The sequence below is a fragment of the Streptomyces sp. NBC_00057 genome, from assembly GCF_045041165.1.
Classification (GTDB): Bacteria; Actinomycetota; Actinomycetes; order Streptomycetales; family Streptomycetaceae; genus Streptomyces.
Genome location: NZ_CP108256.1, coordinates 2,472,209 through 2,493,037 on the forward strand (window position 1 = coordinate 2,472,209; position 20,829 = coordinate 2,493,037).

15 protein-coding genes and 3 pseudogenes are annotated in these 20,829 nt (G+C 68.4%); 4 read left to right on the forward strand and 14 right to left on the reverse strand.

All coding sequences use genetic code 11. The features are described from left to right. Position 1: 1 nt before the first annotated feature. Positions 2-1,656, reverse strand: a pseudogene (locus OG953_RS11610) (IS1182 family transposase). A 186-nt stretch (positions 1,657-1,842) separates the two neighbouring features. Here OG953_RS11610 and OG953_RS11615 point away from each other — a divergent pair. Together OG953_RS11615 and OG953_RS11620 are read left to right on the forward strand one after the other, a co-directional pair. After that, positions 1,843-3,468, forward strand: a complete 1,626-nt coding sequence (locus tag OG953_RS11615; protein ID WP_405684005.1) for an ATP-binding protein — start codon at positions 1,843-1,845, stop codon at positions 3,466-3,468. Then, positions 3,465-4,148, forward strand: a complete 684-nt coding sequence (locus OG953_RS11620; RefSeq protein ID WP_405684007.1) for a response regulator — start codon at positions 3,465-3,467, stop codon at positions 4,146-4,148. Before OG953_RS11615 ends, OG953_RS11620 begins: the two co-directional genes overlap by 4 nt. 31 nt (positions 4,149-4,179) lie before the next feature. Here OG953_RS11620 and OG953_RS11625 read toward each other — a convergent pair whose 3' ends face one another. From OG953_RS11625 to OG953_RS11650, 6 genes are all read right to left on the reverse strand, one after another. Beyond that, on the reverse strand, positions 4,180-5,772 hold the full coding sequence (locus OG953_RS11625) for a cation acetate symporter (RefSeq protein WP_405684008.1): 1,593 nt from the start codon (positions 5,770-5,772) through the stop codon (positions 4,180-4,182). Then, positions 5,769-6,212, reverse strand: coding sequence for a DUF485 domain-containing protein (locus OG953_RS11630; RefSeq protein ID WP_405691776.1), 444 nt, complete (start codon positions 6,210-6,212; stop codon positions 5,769-5,771). Before OG953_RS11630 ends, OG953_RS11625 begins: the two co-directional genes overlap by 4 nt. A gap of 130 nt (positions 6,213-6,342) precedes the next feature. Then, positions 6,343-7,020 carry a response regulator gene (locus OG953_RS11635; RefSeq protein ID WP_405684010.1) on the reverse strand — a complete coding sequence of 226 codons (678 nt, stop codon included), beginning with the start codon at positions 7,018-7,020 and terminating at the stop codon, positions 6,343-6,345. Continuing rightward, a complete protein-coding gene (locus OG953_RS11640) occupies positions 7,017-8,180 on the reverse strand; it encodes a sensor histidine kinase (protein ID WP_405684011.1) in 1,164 nt (387 codons plus the stop codon). The genes OG953_RS11635 and OG953_RS11640 overlap by 4 nt, the downstream gene beginning before the upstream one ends. Then, positions 8,177-8,695 (reverse strand): DUF1453 domain-containing protein, encoded by a 519-nt coding sequence (locus tag OG953_RS11645; RefSeq protein ID WP_405684012.1) that lies wholly within the window; start codon positions 8,693-8,695, stop codon positions 8,177-8,179. The genes OG953_RS11640 and OG953_RS11645 overlap by 4 nt, the downstream gene beginning before the upstream one ends. Before the next feature lie 128 nt (positions 8,696-8,823). Next, positions 8,824-10,944 (reverse strand): type IIA DNA topoisomerase subunit B, encoded by a 2,121-nt coding sequence (locus tag OG953_RS11650; RefSeq protein ID WP_266357128.1) that lies wholly within the window; start codon positions 10,942-10,944, stop codon positions 8,824-8,826. Positions 10,945-11,378: 434 nt separating this feature from the next. Here OG953_RS11650 and OG953_RS11655 point away from each other — a divergent pair, with 434 nt between their 5' ends. Next, the gene (locus OG953_RS11655; protein WP_405684014.1) at positions 11,379-11,612 is read left to right on the forward strand and encodes a hypothetical protein; all 234 of its coding nucleotides are present in this window, start codon (positions 11,379-11,381) and stop codon (positions 11,610-11,612) included. A gap of 100 nt (positions 11,613-11,712) precedes the next feature. On the opposite strand, the gene OG953_RS11660 is transcribed toward OG953_RS11655, so the two are convergent. The 6 genes from OG953_RS11660 to OG953_RS11685 all read right to left on the reverse strand — a co-directional run bounded on the left by OG953_RS11660 (position 11,713) and on the right by OG953_RS11685 (position 19,951). Then, positions 11,713-12,543, reverse strand: coding sequence for a S1 family peptidase (locus OG953_RS11660; protein WP_405684015.1), 831 nt, complete (start codon positions 12,541-12,543; stop codon positions 11,713-11,715). A gap of 131 nt (positions 12,544-12,674) precedes the next feature. Continuing rightward, entirely contained in the window at positions 12,675-14,222 is a 1,548-nt protein-coding gene (locus OG953_RS11665; protein ID WP_362452623.1) for an RNA polymerase sigma factor, read from the reverse strand. 324 nt (positions 14,223-14,546) lie between these two features. Then, the gene (locus OG953_RS11670) at positions 14,547-15,434 is read right to left on the reverse strand and encodes a FadR/GntR family transcriptional regulator (RefSeq protein WP_398255826.1); all 888 of its coding nucleotides are present in this window, start codon (positions 15,432-15,434) and stop codon (positions 14,547-14,549) included. A gap of 160 nt (positions 15,435-15,594) precedes the next feature. Next, on the reverse strand, positions 15,595-17,358 hold the full coding sequence (locus OG953_RS11675; RefSeq protein ID WP_405684018.1) for an ATP-binding cassette domain-containing protein: 1,764 nt from the start codon (positions 17,356-17,358) through the stop codon (positions 15,595-15,597). A 112-nt stretch (positions 17,359-17,470) separates the two neighbouring features. Beyond that, a complete protein-coding gene (locus tag OG953_RS11680) occupies positions 17,471-18,235 on the reverse strand; it encodes an NUDIX domain-containing protein (protein WP_266357133.1) in 765 nt (254 codons plus the stop codon). Positions 18,236-18,652: 417 nt separating this feature from the next. After that, positions 18,653-19,951 (reverse strand): DUF4192 domain-containing protein, encoded by a 1,299-nt coding sequence (locus OG953_RS11685; RefSeq protein ID WP_405684019.1) that lies wholly within the window; start codon positions 19,949-19,951, stop codon positions 18,653-18,655. Between the two features lie 111 nt (positions 19,952-20,062). On the opposite strand from OG953_RS11685, the pseudogene OG953_RS11690 reads away from it, so the two are divergent. Then, positions 20,063-20,465, forward strand: a pseudogene (locus OG953_RS11690) (DEAD/DEAH box helicase); the annotation flags it as partial. Between the two features lie 227 nt (positions 20,466-20,692). Here the strand turns inward: OG953_RS11690 and OG953_RS11695 are convergent. Continuing rightward, positions 20,693-20,800 (reverse strand): annotated as a pseudogene (locus tag OG953_RS11695) (transposase); the annotation flags it as partial. Positions 20,801-20,829 lie beyond the last annotated feature (29 nt).

Here is a 20,829-nt window from a genome sequence, read left to right on the forward strand (position 1 = left end):
GTCAGGCCGCGAGCATCAGAGCTTCGAGGCGGGAGGTGCGGGTGCCGCCGAGTGGGGTGCCGGTCAGCCATCGGTCGATGTGGATGAGGTTGAGCGCGGTGGCGGCGAAGACGTGGCCGAGGCGGGTCGCGGGTAGATCGCGGTAGCGGGTACGGCGCAGGCCGGTGACACGGACGGCCTGGGAGATCGTGCCTTCGACCCCGGCCCGGATCGCGTAACGGTTCTTCCAATTGTCGGTCTCCTGGGCCTGGCGGACGGCTTCGAGTGCCTCGTGCCGTCCGCGGGGCAGGAAGGTGATGCCCCTGCCCCGGCGTCCGGACGGGGGCTTGGTGCACGACGTCTGCTTCGGACAGGGGCGGCAGTGCTCGGCGGGGAAGAACACCTTGAGGACCGGAGTGCCGTTGCGGTGGTGTTTCTGTTCCCACCACTCGAAACTTCGGTGCCCGCCTGGACAGGTGGCGCTCTCGTTGTCCCAGTCGATGGTGAAGTCGGCGCGGGAGAAGCCCTGATCCTCTCGGGACTGGTGGCTGCTGTCGTGCGGGGCCGGGCCGAGCAGTTCCATACCCCGCTCGGTCGCGGACAGGAACAGGGCGGCAGTGGTGTAGCCGGCATCCACGACATGCACGTCCGGCAGCAACTCCCGTTCCGCGAGCGCCTGGTGGACCGGTTCGGTCATCTCAGTGCCGGCCACCACGGCATCGGTGGTGGCCACCTGCGTGATCACGTGCGGCGCATCCGGCTCACAGGTCTCGGTCAGGTGGGCCTTGTAGCCGGTCCAGCCCGAGCCGCGCTTGATCCCGTAACGGGCATCGGTGTCATAGGGCGAGCACAACCGGTGATGAACCGGCGGGAGATCCTTGCCCTCCCGCCGGCGCACCCCCCTCTCGTCGCGGTGGTACTGCTGGACCCAGGAGACCCGCAGGACCTGCACCGCCTCGATCTCGCGCAGCCAGTCCGGAGCCGCGGGGGCGTAGACCGCCTCCAGGAGGACGAACCCGTCCCGTCCGACCTGCTCAGACCACTGTTCACGGACCTCTTCGCCCTTGGGGAAGCGGTAGTCGTCCACGCGCGGCCCGTAGCGCTCGGCCCACTCGGCCGTGACCAGGCCGGACAGCCATGCCGGGGCAGCGACCGCCAGCGCCTCCAGCGCCGCCCGCAGCGTCTCGCCGACGAACTCCATCCTGTTCGGCGTCCGCACCGCCGCCAGCACATGCGTGGAATCGGTCCGCTGCCGGCCACCGGCCTTCAGCAGGCCCAGCCCGCGCAAGCGTTCCAGCACCAGCTCCAGCGTCGTCTGTTCCAGTCCGTGCTCGATGAGACGGGAACGGAACAGGCTCAGCACGGAGGCATCGAACCCGGGATCGTCCAGCTCCAGGCCGAGCAGAAACTTCCAGTCCATCCGGGCCCGCACCTGGTCAGCGGCCTGCCGATCGGTCAGCCCCTCCGCATACTGCAACACCGACACCAAAGCCAACGCCCCGGCGAGACAGCCGGACGTCCCCGGACGGCAAACGCCCCGGCGAACGCCTCGTCCTCAAACAGCGGACCCAACGCCTCCCGGATCCGCACCGCCATCGTCCCCTTCGGGAACGCTGCCCGCACCACCCGGGCCGTCACCTCCGGCACCCCACGATCAGCCCGTGGCTCCAGCGACATCTCTCTCGGCCCTCCCGCCCACGCCACAACAATCGTGACGGACCAACGACCCAGCCCTGAATCACGCATTCCTCAGCAGAGTCCTGAAGGCGGGGATTCCCTCCGAAGAGAGGGATGGACGAGGAGAATCTCGAACAGTGGAAGGGAATTTCGGAAAGCATCGGAATGCCCTCTACCGTTCATATGATGAGCGCACCACCGCCCACCGCCAGAAGAGCACGCCGACTCGGCTGGCCACAGCGGGTCTTCTCCCAGGTCCTGCTGATGCAGTTGGCCATCGCCACCGGTGTCACCGTACTCGCCATCGCGCAGAGCACGGCGGCCCAGCCACAGATCACGGAGTCGCTGCTCTCCACGGCCCCGGCCCCCACCGGGCCCGTGCAGACCGCGGCCGAGCGGATCAGACGCGCCACCGGCGCCGAGTACATCGTCGTCATGGACCGGCGCGGGGTGCGCTGGTCACACACCGATACCGACCAGATCGGCAAGGTTGTCTCCACCGACCCGAGTGACGCGCTCGCCGGCCGGAACGTCATGGAGATCGACAGCGGCACGCTCGGTCGCTCGGCCCGCGGGAAGGTGCCTCTGCGCGACGGGACGGACCACATCGTGGGCGCGGTCTCCGTCGGGATCGCGTACGACAGTGTCCGCGCCCGGCTCCTCGCGGCGATTCCCGGGCTGTTCGCCTACGCGGGCGGGGCGCTCGCTGTCGGGGCGCTGGCCGCCTATCTGATCTCCCGGCGCCTCCAGCGGCAGACCCATGACCTCGCCTTCTCCGATATCTCCGCGCTGCTGACGGAGCGCGAGGCGATGCTGCACGGCATCCGGGAAGGGGTCGTGGCACTCGACCGGACCGGCCGCATCCGGCTCCTGAACGACGAGGCGCAGCGGCTACTCGGGCTCGGCCCCGATGCCGCGGGCCGCCCGCTCGACGCCGTGCTCGGCGAGGGGCGGACCGCTGATGTACTGGCCGGCCGGGTGGTCGGCAACGATCTGCTGACGGTGCAGGGCACCCGGGTCCTGCTCGCCAACCGGATGCCGACCGACGACGGCGGCGCCGTCGCCACCCTCCGCGACCGCACTGAACTCGAACATCTCGGCCGCGAGCTCGACTCCACCCGTGGCCTGATCGACGCTCTGCGGGCCCAGGACCACGAGCACGCCAACCGGATGCACACCCTCCTGGGACTGCTGGAGCTGGACATGCGCGAGGACGCCATGGAGTACGTCACCGAGGTCGTCGGCGTCCACCGGGCAACGGCCGAGCAGGTCACCGAGAAGGTGCACGACCCCCTGCTGGCCGCCCTGCTGGTCGGCAAGGCCACGGTCGCGGCGGAGCGCGGCGTCGCGCTCCGCATGGCCCCCGGGACCCTGCTACCGGACCGGCTGGTGGACCCTCGCGGGCTGGTCACCGTCGTCGGCAATCTCGTGGACAACGCACTGGACGCGGCGGCCGGAGCGGACGGTGCCCTGATCGAGGTGGGCCTGCGCGCCGAGGGCCGTACCGTGGTGCTGCGGGTCCGCGACAGCGGCCCCGGGGTTCCGCCCGGGCAACGCGAATCGATCTTCACGGAGGGCTGGTCGACGAAGGAACTCCCGGCGCACGGCAAGCGCGGCCTGGGTCTTGCACTGGTGCGGCGGCTGGCGGAACGGCAGGGTGGCGGAGTCACTGTCGACGGGGCCGCGGACGGTGGCGCCGAGTTCACCGTCGTACTGCCGGAAGCCTTGGCCGTCCAGGACATGACGGACCCTGAAATGACTGAACGGGAAATGACCGAACCGAAAACCGGCACCGCGGGAGAGGCTCAGTGATCGAGGTCCTGGTCGTGGATGACGACATCCGGGTCGCGAAGGTCAATGCGGCCTATGTCTCCAGGGTGCCGGGATTCCGGGTGGCCGCCCAGGCGCACTCCGCCGCCGAAGCCCTCGCCACGATCGAGAAACAGCGTGTGGACCTGGTCCTTCTGGACCACTACATGCCCGACCGCAACGGTCTGACGATGGTGCGTGAGCTGCGCAGGCTCGGTCACCACACCGACGTGATCATGGTGACGGCGGCGCGCGACGTCGTCACCGTCCAGGAGGCCATGCGACATGGCGCGCTGCAGTACCTGGTGAAGCCGTTCACCTACGCGGGGCTGCGTACCAAGCTGGAGGCGTACGCGACTCTCCGCCACACCCTCGAAGGCGGCGGCGAGGCGGAGCAGGGTGAGGTGGACCGGCTCTTCGGCGCCCTGTGGGCGACGGGCGAACCCGACCTGCCCAAGGGCCACTCACCGACCACGGCGGAGCTGGTCAAACAAGCACTCCGGAGCGCCGAAGGGCCGCTCTCCGCGCAGGAGATCGCGGAGAGCGCCGGGATGAGCCGGCAGACCGCCCAGCGCTATCTAAAGCTGCTGGAAAGGACCGGCAGGGTGCGGCTGACGCTGCGGTACGGCGAGACGGGCCGCCCGGAACACCGCTACACCTGGTCCACCGGCGGGCAGGCCTGAGAGATCCGGTCCGTGTGGTGCACGCGCGCGGCTACACCGCCCCTGCCCCGGTCAGCGCACGGACCTCGGTCTCCGCATGTTTGGCGGCGTCGGGCGGCTCGGTGGACGTGACCGTTCCGATCCAGCCGGCCAGGAAGCCCAGCGGGATGGAGACCAGGCCGGGGTTCTCCAGGGGGAAGAGCTGGAAGTCGGCGCCGGGGAAGAGCGAGGTGGGGCTGCCGGAGACGACCGGGGAGAGCAGCACGAGCAGCACGGCAGGGATCAGCCCGCCGTAGACCGACCAGACCGCTCCCCGGGTGGTGAAGTTCCGCCAGAACAGGGAGTACAGCAGCACGGGGAGGTTGGCCGAAGCGGCGACGGCGAAGGCGAGCCCCACCAGGAACGCCACATTCAGGTCCTGGGCGACGAGGCCGAGCCCGATGGCGGCCGCCCCGATCCCCGCTGCGGCGACCCGGGCCACGGTGACCTCGCTGTACTGCTTGGAGCCAGGACGCCTGAGCGAGGCGTAGAGGTCATGGGCCACAGAGGCGGACGAGGCGAGGGTGATCCCCGCGACGACGGCAAGGATGGTCGCGAAGGCGACGGCGGCGACCACGGCGAACAGAATCGTTCCCCCGGTGGATCCTTCGCCACCGCCAAGCACCAAAGCCAGCAGCGGAACCGCTGTGTTCCCCGCGGAATTCGACGCTCGTACCTCCGCCGAGCCGACCAGTGCCGCCGCCCCGAATCCGAGCACGATCGTCATCAGGTAGAAGCTGCCGATGAGCCCGATGGACCAAACGACCGAACGGCGGGCCGCACGGGCGGTGGGCACGGTGTAGAACCTCGACAGGATGTGCGGCAGTCCCGCCGTACCGAGTACCAGGGCCAGGCCCAGGCTGATGAAGTCGATGCGTGCCGTCCAGGATCCGCCGTACCGGAGGCCGGGCGAGAGGAACCGGCTTCCATGCCCGCTCCGTTCGGCGGCGGCGTTGAGCAGGGCATTGAAGTTGCCATGGAAGTGGACCAGGACGAGCCCGGTGAGCACGGCCGCTCCCGCCATCAGCAGAACGGCCTTGACGATCTGGATCCAGGTGGTGGCGCGCATCCCGCCGAGCGATACGTAGATCACCATGAGCGCCCCGACACCGATGACGGTCCAGGAACGGGCGGCGCTGCTCGTACCGCCGAGAAGCAGGGCGACCAGGCTGCCCGCACCCACCATCTGTGCGACGAGATAGAGCACGGAGACGGTGACGGACGAGGTGCCGGCAGCGATCCGGACCGGGCGCTCCGCCATCCGCGCCCCCACCACGTCGGCGAGTGTGAACCGGCCGCAGTTGCGGACCAGTTCGGCAACCAGGAGCAGGACGACGAGCCAGGCGACGAGGAACCCGACCGAGTAGAGCATGCCGTCGTAGCCGAAGAGGGCGATCAGACCGGAGATGCCGAGGAAGGACGCGGCCGACATGTAGTCGCCGGCGATGGCGAAACCGTTCTCCATGGGGGAGAACAGCCGGCCGCCCGCATAGAACTCCTCTGCCGAGCCGTGCCGGTTACGGCTCACCCAGGTGGTGATGGCAAGCGTCACTGCGATGAAGGCGCTGAACAGCAGGAGCGCCAGGGTCTGGTGGTTCCCGTTCAACGCCCGATCCCCCGCGTCATCTCCTGTGTCTCCCAGCGCAGATCGAGTGCGGCCCGGTCCCTGCGCAGTTGTGCGTGACGTGCGTACGCCCCGGTGAGAAGGAACGTCGTGAGGAACTGCCCGAGCCCCGCGACCATCGCGACATTGATCGCTCCGGCCACCGGACGGGCCATCAGCCCGGGTGCGGTGATCGCGGCGACGACGTAGGCGAGATACCAGACGAGGAAGGCGAGGGTGGCGGGGATGACGAACCGACGGTACCGACGGCGCACTTCCTGGAAGGCCTCGCTGCGCTGCACCTCCAGATAGATGTCGGCCGCACTGTGGCCGCGCTGCGGGTCAGCGGGCCCGGGTGGTCCGGCGGGAGCGAAGCTCCCGGCACCGTCCAGCTCGCCCCATCCGGAGGCCAGCGCGTCGTCCCACGGGTCGTCGAGTCGCATCGCTGCGGCCTCGCGCCCTGCTTCCTTCTCCACCGAGCAACTCCCCTTGTCCACGGACCACTTCGGCCGCTTACTCAAGAATGGGCAGATCGGGAAGATCCCGGGCATTCATTCGCCGGTCTTCACCACTTCAGGTGAAGGTTGACCCGGGCGGCTGTGCGAGGCCCCGAACGTACGCATAGCGAACGGCCTGTGCCCGGTCGCGCACCCCGGCCTTGGCGAAGAGGTTGTTGATGTGGCTTTTCACGGTGGCCTGCGAAATGTGCAGCCTGCGGGCGATCTCCAGGTTGGACAGCCCCTCCGCGATCAGAACCAGCACTTCCAGCTCACGTGGTGTCAGACCGTCGGGCAGTTGGGGCTCGGGGGCCGGACCGGGCGGCGAGGGCTGCGTGGTGACGCGCTCCAGCAGACGGCGCTGCACGGAGGGCGAGAGCCCGGCCTCGCCCGACAGCACGGCCTGGATGGCCCGCACGATCTCATCGCCCCCGGCGTCCTTGGTGAGATAGCCCCGGGCTCCCGCCTGCAGTGCGGGAAAGAGCGAGTCGTCATCCGCGAATGTGGTGAGCACCACCACCTGGGTTCCCGGATACTCCTTGCGGATCCGCCGTGTTGCCTCCGCCCCGTCGCAACGGGGCATCCGCAGATCCATCAGAACCACATCGGGGGCCAGCTCGGCCACGAGCGCGACGGCCTCTTCACCGTCCTTCGCCGACCCGACCACCTCGATTCCGGGCAGCAGCCCCAACAGCATCACGATTCCTTCGCGCACCACCGACTGGTCATCGGCGACCACGACCCGCGCGTTCACGCGGGCACCCGCAGACTCACCACGAAACCCTCCTCGCCGGGACCGACCTCCAGCATCCCGCCCATCAGCTCGGCCCGCTCCCGCATCCCCAGCAGACCGTATCCGGAGCCACTGGCGGCGAGCTCCTCCTCGTGTCCGTGCCCACCCGAGTCCCGGACCTCCAGGGCGATTTCGTCCGGCAGGTACTCCAGCCGTACGAGGACCCTGGCCCCCGGTGCGTGCTTGCGCACATTGGTCAGGGCCTCCTGCGCCACCCGCCGGACCGTCTGCGACGCCTCAGCGGTCAGCGTCCGCTGTTCCCCCGACACGCTGACCTCGGCAGGCTCCGCGGCCACCAACTGCCGCAGGAAATCCTCCACCGGGGACACCTCCCCCCGGAGCGCCGACAGAGCCTGCCAGGTCTCCGCAAGCCCCTCACGCGCCATGGAGCGTGCCGCCACCACCCGCTCGAGTACCCGGTCCCGGAACTCCCCCGCGGGCTCCCGCTCGATCAGCAGTCGCGCCGCCTCCAGATGTACCAGCTGCGCCGAGAGGCTGTGAGCGAGCACATCGTGGATCTCCCGGGCGATCCTGGCCCGCTCGTCCAGGGCAGCCGTCTCGGCCTCCGCCGCGCGGGCCGCCCGCTCCTGCGCGAGAAGTGTTTGGGCGCTGCCGCGGGCCTCGGCGTCCAGTCTGATCACGTAGCCCGCCAGGGAGAGGCCCGCCGTGGTCATGGCCGTGGTCAGCCAGCCGTCAGTGTTGACGGCGGCGTACGCGCCGAGGGTGACGGCTGTGGTCGGGAGGCCCGCCGCGAGCGGCAACCTCTTCAGCGCGGCGACCGCGCAACCGCACCAAAGGATCACCGCGGGCACACCGGCGCCGGCCTGTTGCGCACCGAGTGCCGCCACCATCAGCAACGCCAGAAGTCCCAGCGACGGCCACAGCCGGTGTTCCAGGCTGGTCCGGAAGAACGCCCACGCGGCAACCCCACAGCCCAGAACGCCCACCAGCCCGAGCGCAACTTCCCAGGGCCCCAACCGCCCGCCGGTGAATGTGCCCCAGAGCATGGCGGTGAGCAGACCCAGCCGGATGGACCAGGTGATCGCCGCCCGCGGGCGGGCGCGGCTCACCCGTGACAGGGCTTCCCTGGACGGCCAGCTCGTCCAGATCGTGCGAGTCACACGCGGTCCTTCCACGCCGGCTGCGACGACATCCCGTCGGCAGAGCCACCGTACGCCGGACGCATCTGCCCGGCCCGCCACATCAGCACACCACTGCGCACCACCAACGTGACCGCGAGAGCCGACATCAGTGCAGCGCTGCCCTGGTGTATGCCCATCAGCGCGGCAGCCCCGTAGAGAGCCGCCCGCAGCGCCAGTCCCGCTGTCCAGACGAAGACGGTGGCCTTGGTGGCCTTGCTCCACAGCGAGCCGTCCGCCTCGTGCCAAAGCCGAGAGGTCCAGCCCCAGCCGGCGCCGGTCACCAGCCCCACTGCCAGCTCTGCGCCCAGGACCGCCACGGACAGCGCCTCGTGACGCGGATCCGCCAGCCCGGGCTCGCGCAGCGACATGACGAGGAGAATGCCCGGCAGGATCCACCAGCGCTTGTCGTCGGAGATCCGCCGTGCCGGGCACTGGCGGACCACGACAGCAGCGATGACGGCGTCGATCACCAGGACATTGACAAGCCCGGACATGACTGCCTCCGAGATGCGGGAAGGTTGAACGCCTTCGACGCTACGGAAACGACCAGGTCAGGGAATCGGCTCAGGGGTTGATCCTGGGTGGAGTCGCCGTCTCCACCCAGGGGTGGAGACGGCGACGCTCAGGCATCGATGCGTGAGCGGTCCAGGGTGGCGGCCGAGCTGGTGATGAACTCCTTGCGCGGCGCCACCTCATTGCCCATCAGCAGATCGAAGACCTGCTCGGACGATTCCAGATCGCCGATGTTGATCCGCCGCAGTGTGCGGTACCGGGGGTCCATCGTGGTCTCCGCCAGCTGGTCGGCGTCCATCTCGCCCAGACCCTTGTAGCGCTGGATCGAGTCCTTGTACCGGATGTTCTTCCGCTGCAGTTCCAGCAGCCGCTGACGCAGCTCGCCGTCGGAGTACGTGTAGATGTACTTGTCCTGGCCCTTCTTGGGCTGGACAAGCTCGATCCGGTGCAGCGGGGGTACGGCTGCGAAGACCCGACCTGCCTCGACCATGGGCCGCATGTAGCGCTGGAACAGCGTCAGCAGCAGAATGCGGATGTGCGCGCCGTCGACATCGGCGTCCACCAGCAGGACGATCTTCCCGTAGCGAGCGGCGTCGATGTCGAAGGTCCGCCCCGACCCGGCTCCTATGACCTGGATGATCGCACCGCACTCAGCGTTCTTCAGCATGTCCGAGACGGACGCCTTCTGGACATTGAGGATCTTGCCCCGGATCGGCAGCAGTGCCTGGAACTCGCTGTTCCGGGCGAGCTTGGCCGTACCGAGCGCGGAGTCGCCCTCGACGATGAAGAGCTCGCTGCGGTCCACGTCGTCGCTGCGGCAGTCGGCGAGCTTCGCCGGCAGCGAGGAGGACTCCAGCGCTGTCTTGCGGCGCTGTGCGTCCTTGTGCTGGCGGGCCGCGATGCGGGTGCGCGCGGCCGCCACGGCCTTGTCCAGGACCGCCCTGGCCTGGGCCTTGGCATCGCGCTTCGTCGAGGTCAAGAACGCCTTGAGTTCCTTGGCCACGACGTTGGCGACGATCCGGTTGGCCGCCGAGGTGCCGAGCACCTCCTTGGTCTGGCCCTCGAACTGCGGCTCCGCCAGTCTCACGGTGACGACTGCGGTGAGACCCTCCAGTGCGTCGTCCTTGACGATGTCGTCCTCGGCGACGCGGAGCAGCTTGGCGGAGCGCAGAGCCTCGTTGACCGTCTTGGTCACGGAGCGTTCAAATCCGGTGACATGGGTGCCACCCTTGGGGGTGGCGATGATGTTGACGAAGGACTTGAGGTTGGTGTCGTATCCGGTGCCCCAGCGCAGGGCGATGTCGACGGCGAGTTCGCGGGTGACCTCGGTCGCCGTCATGTGTCCGCGCTCGTCCAGGACAGGCACGGTCTCCTTGAAAGTGCCCTGACCGGTCAGGCGCAGGACGTCGCAGACCGCCTTGTCCTGGGCGAGGTACTCGCAGAATTCACTGATTCCGCCGTCGAAGCGGAAGGTCTCCTCGGTCTTGCCCTCGCCGTCGAGAGCGCGCTCGTCACGGACGACGATCGTGAGGCCGGGGACGAGGAAGGCCGTCTGCCGCGCCCGCTGGTGGAGCGTCTCCAGGTTGAGCTTGGCGTCCTTGAGGAAGATCTGCCGGTCCGCCCAGTAACGCACCCTGGTGCCGGTGCGCGCCTTCGGTACCCGCTTGCCCTTGAGCAGGCCGTTGGCCGGGTCGAACGGGCTGTCAGGCCCCTGCTCGGTGAAGATCCCCGGGACTCCGCGCCGGAAGCTGATCGAGTGGGTCGCGCTGTTGCGGTCGACCTCGACGTCCAGCCGGGCGGAGAGCGCGTTGACCACGGAGGCGCCGACGCCGTGCAGACCGCCCGACGCGGCGTACGAGCCGCCGCCGAACTTTCCACCGGCGTGCAGCTTGGTCATCACGACTTCGACGCCGGACAGGCCCGTCTTGGGCTCGACGTCGACGGGGATGCCGCGCCCGTTGTCCCGGACCTCCACGGAATTGTCGTCGTGGAGGATGACCTCGATGTGATCGCAGTAGCCGCCCAGAGCCTCGTCGACCGAGTTGTCGATGATCTCCCAGAGGCAGTGCATGAGGCCGCGGCTGTCGGTGGACCCGATGTACATCCCGGGACGCTTGCGAACCGCTTCGAGCCCCTCGAGTACGAGCAGGTGCCGCGCGGTGTAGTTGGAACCGTCTCGGTCTGCTCCGGTCAGCAGCGCAGTGGACGGCACGGACGTATCGGCGGTCACGCGGTTCGCTCCTCGCTGAATTTCATTTGGGGCCCAGTCGGTAACGGGCTCGGCTTCGGTCGCCGCTGAGAGGGTACCGAGGCCTGGTAGAGCGGTTGTAACGCCACCCTCCGAGAACCCTCACACTAGTCCAGCCTCGCATACACGTTCGATCCCTCGTAGGAGTGACGTGAACATCACGTTCCCTTCCAGGCATGAACCATTTAGGCTCCGGGCACGTCCTCATGAACAAACCGGCAAGCCAGCCGGGAGGATCCACCAAGACAAGCAACGCGAAACCGTAGCGCTACGCAATACGGCACATTCGCCGCCAACCGGCAACAGACAGCCATCTTGAGAAGAAGTTTCGAAGAAAAGCCACGAGCGGGAACGTTTTCGGCCTGGTTGGATGTTGACCCTGGTACGACAGCTCGTCGAGCTAGAGAAGAGGCGACGTGACTACTGTTCTGACCCCCGCGAGCCCGCTGACCGCAGCAGACCGCTGTGACCGTTGCGGCGCCCAGGCATATCTGCGCGCCGTCCTGATCAGCGGCGGTGAACTGCTCTTCTGTGCCCACCACGGTCGCAAGTTCGAGCCGGAACTCAAGAAGATCGCCGCGGAAATACAGGATGAGACGGACCGGCTGACGGCCGTGCAGGCCCAAGCCGCCGAAGAGGAACAACACTGACACCTCGCATCCACGACGAGCCAGGGTCAGGTCCCAGACCTGACGGCGGGCGGCTTCCCGAATGGGGAGCCGCCCGTTCTCGTACCCGCAGTGAGGTCGTTCAGCTACCGCCCGGCATCCAGCCGATCGCAGCAGAGATCCGCGTGTACACGCCGGGGCTCCCGACCCGGGCGCAGCCGTTCCCCCAGGACACCAGCCCGATGAGCCGCCCATGGGCCACCAGCGGCCCGCCGCTGTCGCCCTGGCATGCGTCGTGCCCACCCAGCAGTTCGCCCGCGCAGAGCATCGCTGAGGCGTCGTACGTACCGTCTCTGCCGCCCGGGTAGGCCTGCCGGCACAGGCTGTCCGGCAGGACGCTCACTTCGGCGGAGCGGAGTGACGACGCATAGTCGCTGTTGCCGGTCGTGTCACCCCACCCGTAGACGACGGCGCCGGTACCCGGCTCGTATGCCGCGTCACCGGATGCAGCCATCGGGATCACGCTCTTGGTAGGCAGCGCGTCGGCCAGGGTGAGCACCGCCAGGTCCCCCGCGTTCGTGGCGGGGTCGAACCCCGGATTGCTCCAAGCCGCCTGTACCGGCGTCTCCTGCCCTCCGGTCCCGCGCAGGTCGTCCCGGCCGGAGATGACCCTCAGATCGCGCACCTCGCCGACTTCGACGCCGAGCGCCTCCCGGCTCAGGCAGTGTGCAGCAGTCAGTACCTTCTTCGGCGCCACCACGACACCGCCGCAGAACTGCCCGGCGCGTGTCTCTCCGAACCGGCCACGGCTGGACAGTGCCACAACCCAGGGGTTGTCCTTGACGTGTGCGGGCTGGCCACCGATGACGATGCTGTCCGCAACAGCCGCAGCGGGGGATCCGAGCGGTATGGCAGCCGTGGCGGCAACAAGGGCGAACACCCCGGCCATGGCGCGAAAAACTGTGCGGGACATGCACACTCCTGACTCTGTGGTGAACCATTCCCACCCAGAGTCATCCGACCCGTCGCCGATCGCACCCGCAGATAGGCCGAAGGCCCGGCTCCTCACGGGATCCGGGCCCTCGGTCTGTGTACTCCTGCGACCTAGTCGAGGTAGTCGCGCAGCACCTGCGAACGCGACGGGTGGCGCAGCTTCGACATGGTCTTCGACTCGATCTGACGGATACGCTCGCGCGTCACGCCGTAGACCTTGCCGATCTCGTCCAGCGTCTTCGGCTGTCCGTCGGTGAGACCGAAGCGCATCGAGACCACGCCCGCCTCACGCTCGGAGAGCGTGTCGAGCACCGAGTGCAGCTGCTCCTGGAGGAGCGTGAAGCTGACCGCGTCCGCCGGGACGACCGCCTCGGAGTCCTCGATCAGGTCACCGAACTCGCTGTCCCCGTCCTCACCCAGCGGGGTGTGGAGGGAGATCGGCTCACGACCGTACTTCTGGACCTCGATGACCTTCTCGGGGGTCATGTCGAGTTCCTTGGCCAGCTCCTCCGGCGTGGGCTCACGGCCCAGGTCCTGGAGCATCTGACGCTGCACACGGGCGAGCTTGTTGATGACCTCGACCATGTGCACCGGGATGCGGATGGTGCGGGCCTGGTCGGCCATGGCGCGGGTGATCGCCTGACGGATCCACCAGGTGGCGTACGTGGAGAACTTGTAGCCCTTGGTGTAGTCGAACTTCTCGACCGCGCGGATCAGACCGAGGTTGCCCTCCTGGATGAGGTCCAGGAAGAGCATGCCGCGGCCGGTGTAGCGCTTGGCCAGCGAAACCACGAGACGGAGGTTGGCCTCCAGCAGGTGATTCTTGGCGCGACGGCCGTCCTCGGCGATGATCTCCAGTTCGCGCTTGAGCTTCGGCGCGAGTTTGTCGGAGTTCGCCAGCTTGTCCTCGGCGAACAGACCGGCCTCGATGCGCTTGGCGAGCTCGACCTCCTGCTCGGCGTTGAGGAGGGGAACCTTGCCGATCTGCTTCAGGTAGTCCTTGACCGGGTCGGCGGTGGCGCCGGCGACGGCGACCTGCTGCGCAGGTGCGTCGTCCTCGTCGTCGTCGGAGAGGACGAAGCCCTTGTTCTCGCCCTCGCCCTCCTCTTCCTCGCCCTTGCCGGCCTTTACTTCTTCGACCGCCTCGTCGCCGTCGAGGAGCTCGTCGTCCTGCTTTCCGGACTTCTTCGTTGCTGTCTTCTTAGCCGCAGTCTTCTTCACGGCGGTCTTCTTGGCAGCCGTCTTCTTGGCTGCCGCCTTCTTCGCAGGACCGGCTGCGGCAGCGTCGTCAGCCACCACGTCCACGGTCTCTGCCGACGGGGCGGCAGTGGCCGCGACGGTCCTGGTCACGGTCGTCTTGGCCGCGACAGTCTTGGTGGCGGTGCGCTTGACCGGGCTCTTTGCTGCGACGCTCTTGCGGGCACGCTTTGACGGCTCCGCGGCACTGACCATCAGCGTCACACCCTCTTCCTCGAGGATCTGGTTGAGGCTGCGCAGAACATTCTTCCACTGGGTTGGCGGAATCTGGTCAGCCTCGAAGGCCCGACGCACGTCATCGCCGGCGATCTGCCCATCAGCCTTTCCCCGCTCGATGAGCGCCATCACAGACTCGGACTCGGCGATCTCCGGCGGGAGCGTACGGGATGTGCTGGCCGACACGAACAACCTCTCGGAACGATGGAAACGGCTTCCGGCCCGGCCCTGGAGAGGGCTTGAGCCGACGACCGTCGGGCTGGGAATGTACCGACGGCGCGGGTTTGGCCTCAGAACTGCACAGCGCACTGAATGGCTGCTGTATTCCTTCCGCGGCGGTCACCTCTTAAGTCATCGCACTGTTTCGAGGAGTGTTACGCCCAATCCACGTGGCCCGAGTCACACCTCATTTGCGACGAACGTGACCAGAGGTACCATCCCCCCACAATTGTGCCGCCGGACCACTGGGGCCCGGCGACACGTGGTTCGTGCACCCTGGCAGTGTTGTGCTCAGTGCTCGCGGGGCGCGGGCACCACCCGCTCCACCTCGGGGTGGACGACGAGCAGTTGACGCATGGCGGCTTCGGCGCCCGCCGAGTCGCCGGATGCGAGGGCATCGACGATCCGGGCATGGTGACCGAGGGACGTCTCGCCGGGGCGGTCGCAGCCCGTGACGGGACCGCCCGAGACCTGCAGGGCCGCCGAGACGATGCCGGAGAGGTGCTCAAGCATGCGATTGCCCGCCGCCTGGATGAGCAGGGAGTGGAACTCCGCGTCGGCCCGGGAGCAGGTGATCCCGTCGCCCTGCCCGAGCGCGTGCCCCATGATCTCGACCATGTCACCGAGGCGCTGCTGAATGTCCTCACGGCCGTGACCTGCGGCGAGACGGGCAGCGAGCGGCTCGATCGTCCACCGGAGCTCCCCCAGCTCACGGCGCTGATCCTCGCGCTGAGGGCCGAAGGCACGCCATTCGATGATGTCAGGGTCCAGCAGATTCCAGTCACTGACGGGGCGGACCCGGGTACCCACATTGGGTCGGGCGCTGACCAGGCCTTTGGCCTCGAGAACGCGCAGCGATTCACGTACGACGGTGCGGGAGACCTCGAAACGCTGACCGATCTCTTCCGGCACGAGGGGGCGGTCGGCGCCCAGATCACCGGAGACGATCATCTGGCCCAGCTGCTGAACGAGTTGGCCGTGGAGGCCACGACCACGGCTGGCCGAGCCTCGTCGGCTCGCCCGGCCGAGCTCGGCATCGGGACCGTCCCAGGAGCGAAGAGCGGCACGCTCGCCGGCCGGCGCCTCCGCATACGGGTAGCGGTCAAGTTCACCCGGGCCGGCGAGGCCGGAATCGGCGGAGCGGGCGGCGGTCATCATGGTGTGCGCAAGGGTACTCACGCATCCTTTGTCGGCGCGGCCCAGCCGACCCTTGAGGTCTTTGGTGAAAAGCACACGAAAGGGTGATCGGCACCCACCCCCCAATTGACGCCTTATAGGTTGAAATCGGGCATTTTCAAGGAAGTTGTGAGGCTCGGAGCGATCCGCAACCGCCCTGCGATCACCAACGGACCCTGCCGCGAAGGCTGGTGAACAGATATGCACAGATCAGAACCGACAACGACAACGACAACGCAGCCCCCACCGGGTGTGCCACCACGTGCACGACAGCTGTCACCCATCGGTCCGCCTCCTGCGGCCAGCGCGGCCACACCAGCTCGCGGAGCCTGACTGGAAGCCCGACGACCGGACGAGAGGCCGGCCCCGTCAGCAAGCCCTGGACAATCGGCACGACGAGCACAGGAACGGCAAGTACCGCAGCGATACCGGCCGTCGTCACTCTGAAGACTCCGGCGGCCAGGAGACCCGCCCAGGCGCAGCCCACGGTCAGCCCCGCCCAACTCGCGCTCAGATATACCGAATTCGAAGGAACCTTGATCTCGTTGCCGTACACAAAGTAAAGGGCTTCGGCGGAGGCCAGCACGACAGCCAGAGCGAGCACCAGGGCGACGCCCGCTGACACCACGAGCTTGGCAAGAAGTAACCCCAGGCGGCACGGAACGGCGCCTCGGCCCGCCGCCAGCGCGGGGTAGCGGAACTCGTCGCCGAACGAGAGGGCGCCGAGCAGTCCGGCCCCGACCGCTGCGGGCGGCAGTGGCAGCAGCGACGGCCAGGCCGCCAACATCTTCGGCAGCTGAGCATGGCCGGAGCGGGCGAGGAGGACGGAAAGCCCGACCGAGGCGACCAGAACAGTACCCACGATCAAGGCTGTTGTTCTGACACCGAGGAGGCGGCGCAGTTCGTATCGCAGCGGATGGAGCGGGCCACGGGGCGGGCGACGTCGGATCGGTGGCGACGGTTCCGAGCCGGCTGCCCGCGCGGCCGGTCGCGGTTCGGCTTGCCCCTCGCCTTCGCCGACAGCGGGGTCTGCGGCATCTACAGGTTCTGTGGGACCGGTGTCGCCGACCTCGTCGGCGAGCCGGTGCACCGGGAGCCCGTGCCGGAATGCCGCGTCGCCGATCTCCGCGCAGGTGGAGCCGTACACGGAGAGGAGGCTGCCTGCTTCGGTGACCACCTCGACCGAGCGCCTGGCCGCTCGGGCCTCGCGACTGACGACGGCGGCAAGGCGGGCTGCGTGTGGGGTACGGACTGCGACCCGGGGGCGGAGGCGGGTCCGGGAGAAGTCCCTGATGCTCTGGTCGGCGACGAGACGTCCGCCGTCGATGGTGACCACGTGGTCGGCTGCTCGCGCGGCCTCCTTGGGATCGGTCGTGGTGTACAGAACGGTCCCGCCCTGGGCGGCATGGGCCTGCAGCAGCCCGTGCAACCAGCACTCCTCGCGCGGAGAGAGACCTTCGGCGGGGTCGTCGAGGATGAGCGCGTGCGGGTCGCCGAGCAGCGCCGAAGCGAAGGCGAGCAGGCGGCCCATGCCGAGCGAGAGTGTGCCGATGCGCTGGTCCCGGAGTCCGGCAAGACCGACGGTCTCGAGCAGTTCGTCGGCCCGGGACGCCGGTACGCCTGCGGCGGCGCAGAGCATGCGGAGCTGGCTGCGGGCGGTACGGGCGGGGTGACCCGGCACGTTCCCGAGAAGTACGCCCACCTCACGCGCGGGGTGCGGGATGCGGTGCAGCGGTCTGCCCCGGAAGTAGGTGACCCCCCGCCCCGAGTCGAGTTCGAGCATGAGGCGGAGGGCTGTGGTCTTGCCCGAGCTGGGGGCGCCCAGAAGTGCGGTGACGCGGCCGGGCGGGGCTTCGAAGGTGAGATCGTCCACGGCGGCCGGAAGGCCACGGCGGCGGGCGCTGGTGAGTCCAATGGCCTGGAGCATCGCTTCTCTCGCGGAAGGTGAGACCGCTCGGCGGCAGGGCAGGTACCGCAGCAAGATAACGCGACATATCCGACTTTTTGCGCATCACTGACCTTGCGGGCGTTCCGCAAGGTCAGACTTCTGGCCTCAGCATCGGCGGGTTGAGCACCGTGGCCGCACCGGCCCGGAAGAGCTGGGCGGGGCGACCACCCTGCCGGGTGGTCGTCCCGCCGGCAGGCACCAGGAAGCCGGGCGTGCCTGTCACCTTGCGGTGAAAGTTCCGCGGGTCGAGAACCACGCCCCACACCGCCTCGTACACCCTCCGAAGCTCACCAACCGTGAAAGCCGGCGGGCAGAAAGCGGTGGCCAGAGAGGAGTACTCGATCTTGGAACGCGCCCGTTCGACGCCGTCGGCAAGGATCTGCGCATGGTCGAAGGCCAGTGGGGCCTGGTTTTCGCCCTCATGGCCGAAGCCACCCTCCGGTCCGAGCAGATCCTCGACAGGCGCCCAGCGCGCACTGTTCGCATCGCCACCCGCCCGGGGGGCCGGAAGATCAGGGGCCAGAGCGAGGTGAGCGACGCTGACAACCCTCATCCGGGGGTCACGCCCGGGGTCGCCGTAGGTGGCGAGCTGTTCGAGATGGGCGCCATTGCCGACCGCCGGGGCTGCGGGATCCTGAGCGCACAGGCCGGTCTCCTCGACGAGCTCGCGCGCTGCTGCGGCTCCGAGATCCTCATCGGCTTTGACGAACCCGCCGGGCAGCGCCCATCGACCCTGGAACGGCGGCTCACCGCGGCGTACCACCAGTGCGCAGAGCGCATGACGGCGCACCGTGAGCACGACCAGGTCGACGGTGACAGCGAAGGGCGGGAAGGTCGACGGGTCGTAGGGCGGCATGCGGTGATCATAGTCGTCTGCCTGACGATAAACACTCCCTTCGCCGTGTTCTTCGTCCGTCCTGACGCCAGATTCCTCGCTGTGGCCCCGGCCCGCTCGCCGGCCGGGAATCTCCAGGGCACCGGCCATGGACGCCCTGGAGATCACCGATTCCGCGCACCATGGCGACTCCTGCCGGCCGTCCCCACAGCATGGGGGTCGAACCGCGGCCGGCCTTTGAGCCGGCACCCACTTCGCAACAGTGGGCCGTGTACCCCCTCAAGCCGGTGTCGTACGGAGCACCGGCCGCCCACACCGCCGCAACACCCAGGCCACCCTCACAACCTCCGTCGACGGCCGTCGACGACGGCAGCCCGGGCGCTGCCCGCCAACGTCAGGCGGGAACAGCTGCTGAGTCGGAGCGACGAGGCACAAGGGTCATCGACCGCTCCTGGACCCACGATGGCTGGGGGAGGCTTGCCCTGGCCGACGTCGGGTGGTGGCCGTTTCGGGGCGGGCGGAGCCGGATGGGGTCTTCCTTCGTCGTGTGGCGGTCGGGCGTGACGTGCGGGACCGCGTGCTCCGGTCCGTACGGTGGCCGCGACGGCCCGTCCGAGCACTGCGCTCCCCCCGTAGACAGCGGCGCAGCGTCTCCGGATCAAGGCCTTGGTTGCATGCCTCATGGAGAAGTTGAGCAAAGGTGTACCCGGGATCCGCCCGCAGGGCGAGACCCAGCGCGACCCGTGCGCCCGGTTCATCGCCCGTCGACCAGGAGACCCACCCGGCCAGGGTCAGCGGCGCCGCGGCGTGCTCCTCGTACGGTGCGACGCAGCGACGGGACAGCGCCCGCCAGAGTCGCAACGCTGAATCGGCTTCGGGCCCTTCCATCCATTCGGCGGCCTTGTCACGGGTTTCCCGGTCCTGCAGACCGAGGATCACGGCAGCGGCCTCGTCATGGCTGATCAGCTGGTCGTCGTTGATGTCCGACGCGGAGGGCACCGTAGCCGGCGCCTCCCTGAGGCGTTTCATGAGCCTTCGGGCAAGCCCCAAGGTCTCTCGGGCCACGTCCTTGCGTCCCACCTCGTCGAGGATCTTCGGCACCAGCTCGGCCCCGGCCGAGTCGAGTGCCCGTTGCTGTTCTGCAACCACCGTCGTGTTCAGGGGTGCAAGCCTGGCCTCCATCTCCCGAAGCGTTCCGCGCACTTGAATGCCCGCGTATGCGGCGGCAGCCGCCATCACCGAGGTGCCGGGCAGAGCCAACTGGTTCCCTTCGGCCGGGCAGCAACGCTCGTCCGGGCAGCAGTAAGACCAGTACCGGCCGGCAGAGATGCAGAGCGCTTCGAGTACGGGTACGTCGAGCGCACCGCAGGCCGTCCGCAGACGCTGGGCAAGGGGCTTCAGCCGCTCCATGATCTGACTGCCGCTCTCGCCTTCGGCCGGATCCTGGCAGAGGAAGATGACGATCGCGTCAGGGCGCTCCCCACGCCGCTCGCTCCCCTTGATCAGGCACTCGGCAAGCTGCTCGGCGACGGGTGGCCATTCTTGAGGTGCCTGCGGGATGCCGAGCCTGAGCCGCCCGCCGAAACGGCCCCGGCCGCCATGCAGGGCGACCATGACCACGCTGTCGTTCGGGTGGAACCCCATGAGGTATGGGAGGGCATCGGCGAGTTCGCCAGGCCCCCGCAGAGTGATCTGCTGCTCGTCGGCCGGACCGGTGGATTCGTGGTGCTGGTTCATGGCATGACCGTCCCCCGGGCAGCCAAATTCCGCGACCCCCTGTGGATAACTTTATCCACAGGACCGCAGGGCCGTTCGCGGTTTGTCGTAGCCATCGGGTTGCATGGGGGCATGACCAACGCAGACCGCGCAGAGCTCAGGGCTTCAGCCGATTCCGTACTTGCCTGACTCGTCGGGGACACGTCAGGCGCTGCACGGCTGCGGGAGGACCAGTGGCGGGCCATCGAGGCTCTCGTCGCCGACAAGCGCAGAGCCCTGGTCGTCCAGCGAACCGGCTGGGGCAAGTCCGCTGTGTACTTCGTCGCGACGTCGCTGCTCCGTGCACAGGGCGGTGGACCGACCGTGATCGTGTCGCCGCTGCTGGCGTTGATGCGCAACCAGGTCGCGGCAGCGGCCCGGGCCGGAATCAGCGCCCGCACGATCAATTCGTCCAACACCGAGGAGTGGGACACCGTCCAGGCCGAGGTGGCGGCCGGGGAGGTGGATGTGCTGCTGGTCAGCCCCGACGAACTGATTTCTCCACACTCGGACTCGCACTCTGTCAGGCCAGAAGCGAAGCCGGTGGAGACCTCCGCGTCCAGCAGGGCGTGCATCATCTGCGCGGCCCATGCCACGCCCATATGGCCGCGCACCGCCAGCAGCACAGTGGCCGCCTTCACGTTCGGGCCGTAGCAGATAGGGCAGAACACTCCCGGCGGTATGCTCCCGGCCGACACCGAAGGGCAGGCGGATCCGTTCCCACGTGCCGTCCATCGCCCACATCCGGAGCCGGTCGTGGGCGCCCTTCCACGAGCCGTACTCCGCGGGAAGGTCCATCCAGGGCGAGCCCGTGCGGTACTTCCACGCGATGGCGTGATCACCTGCCGACGATCACGCCA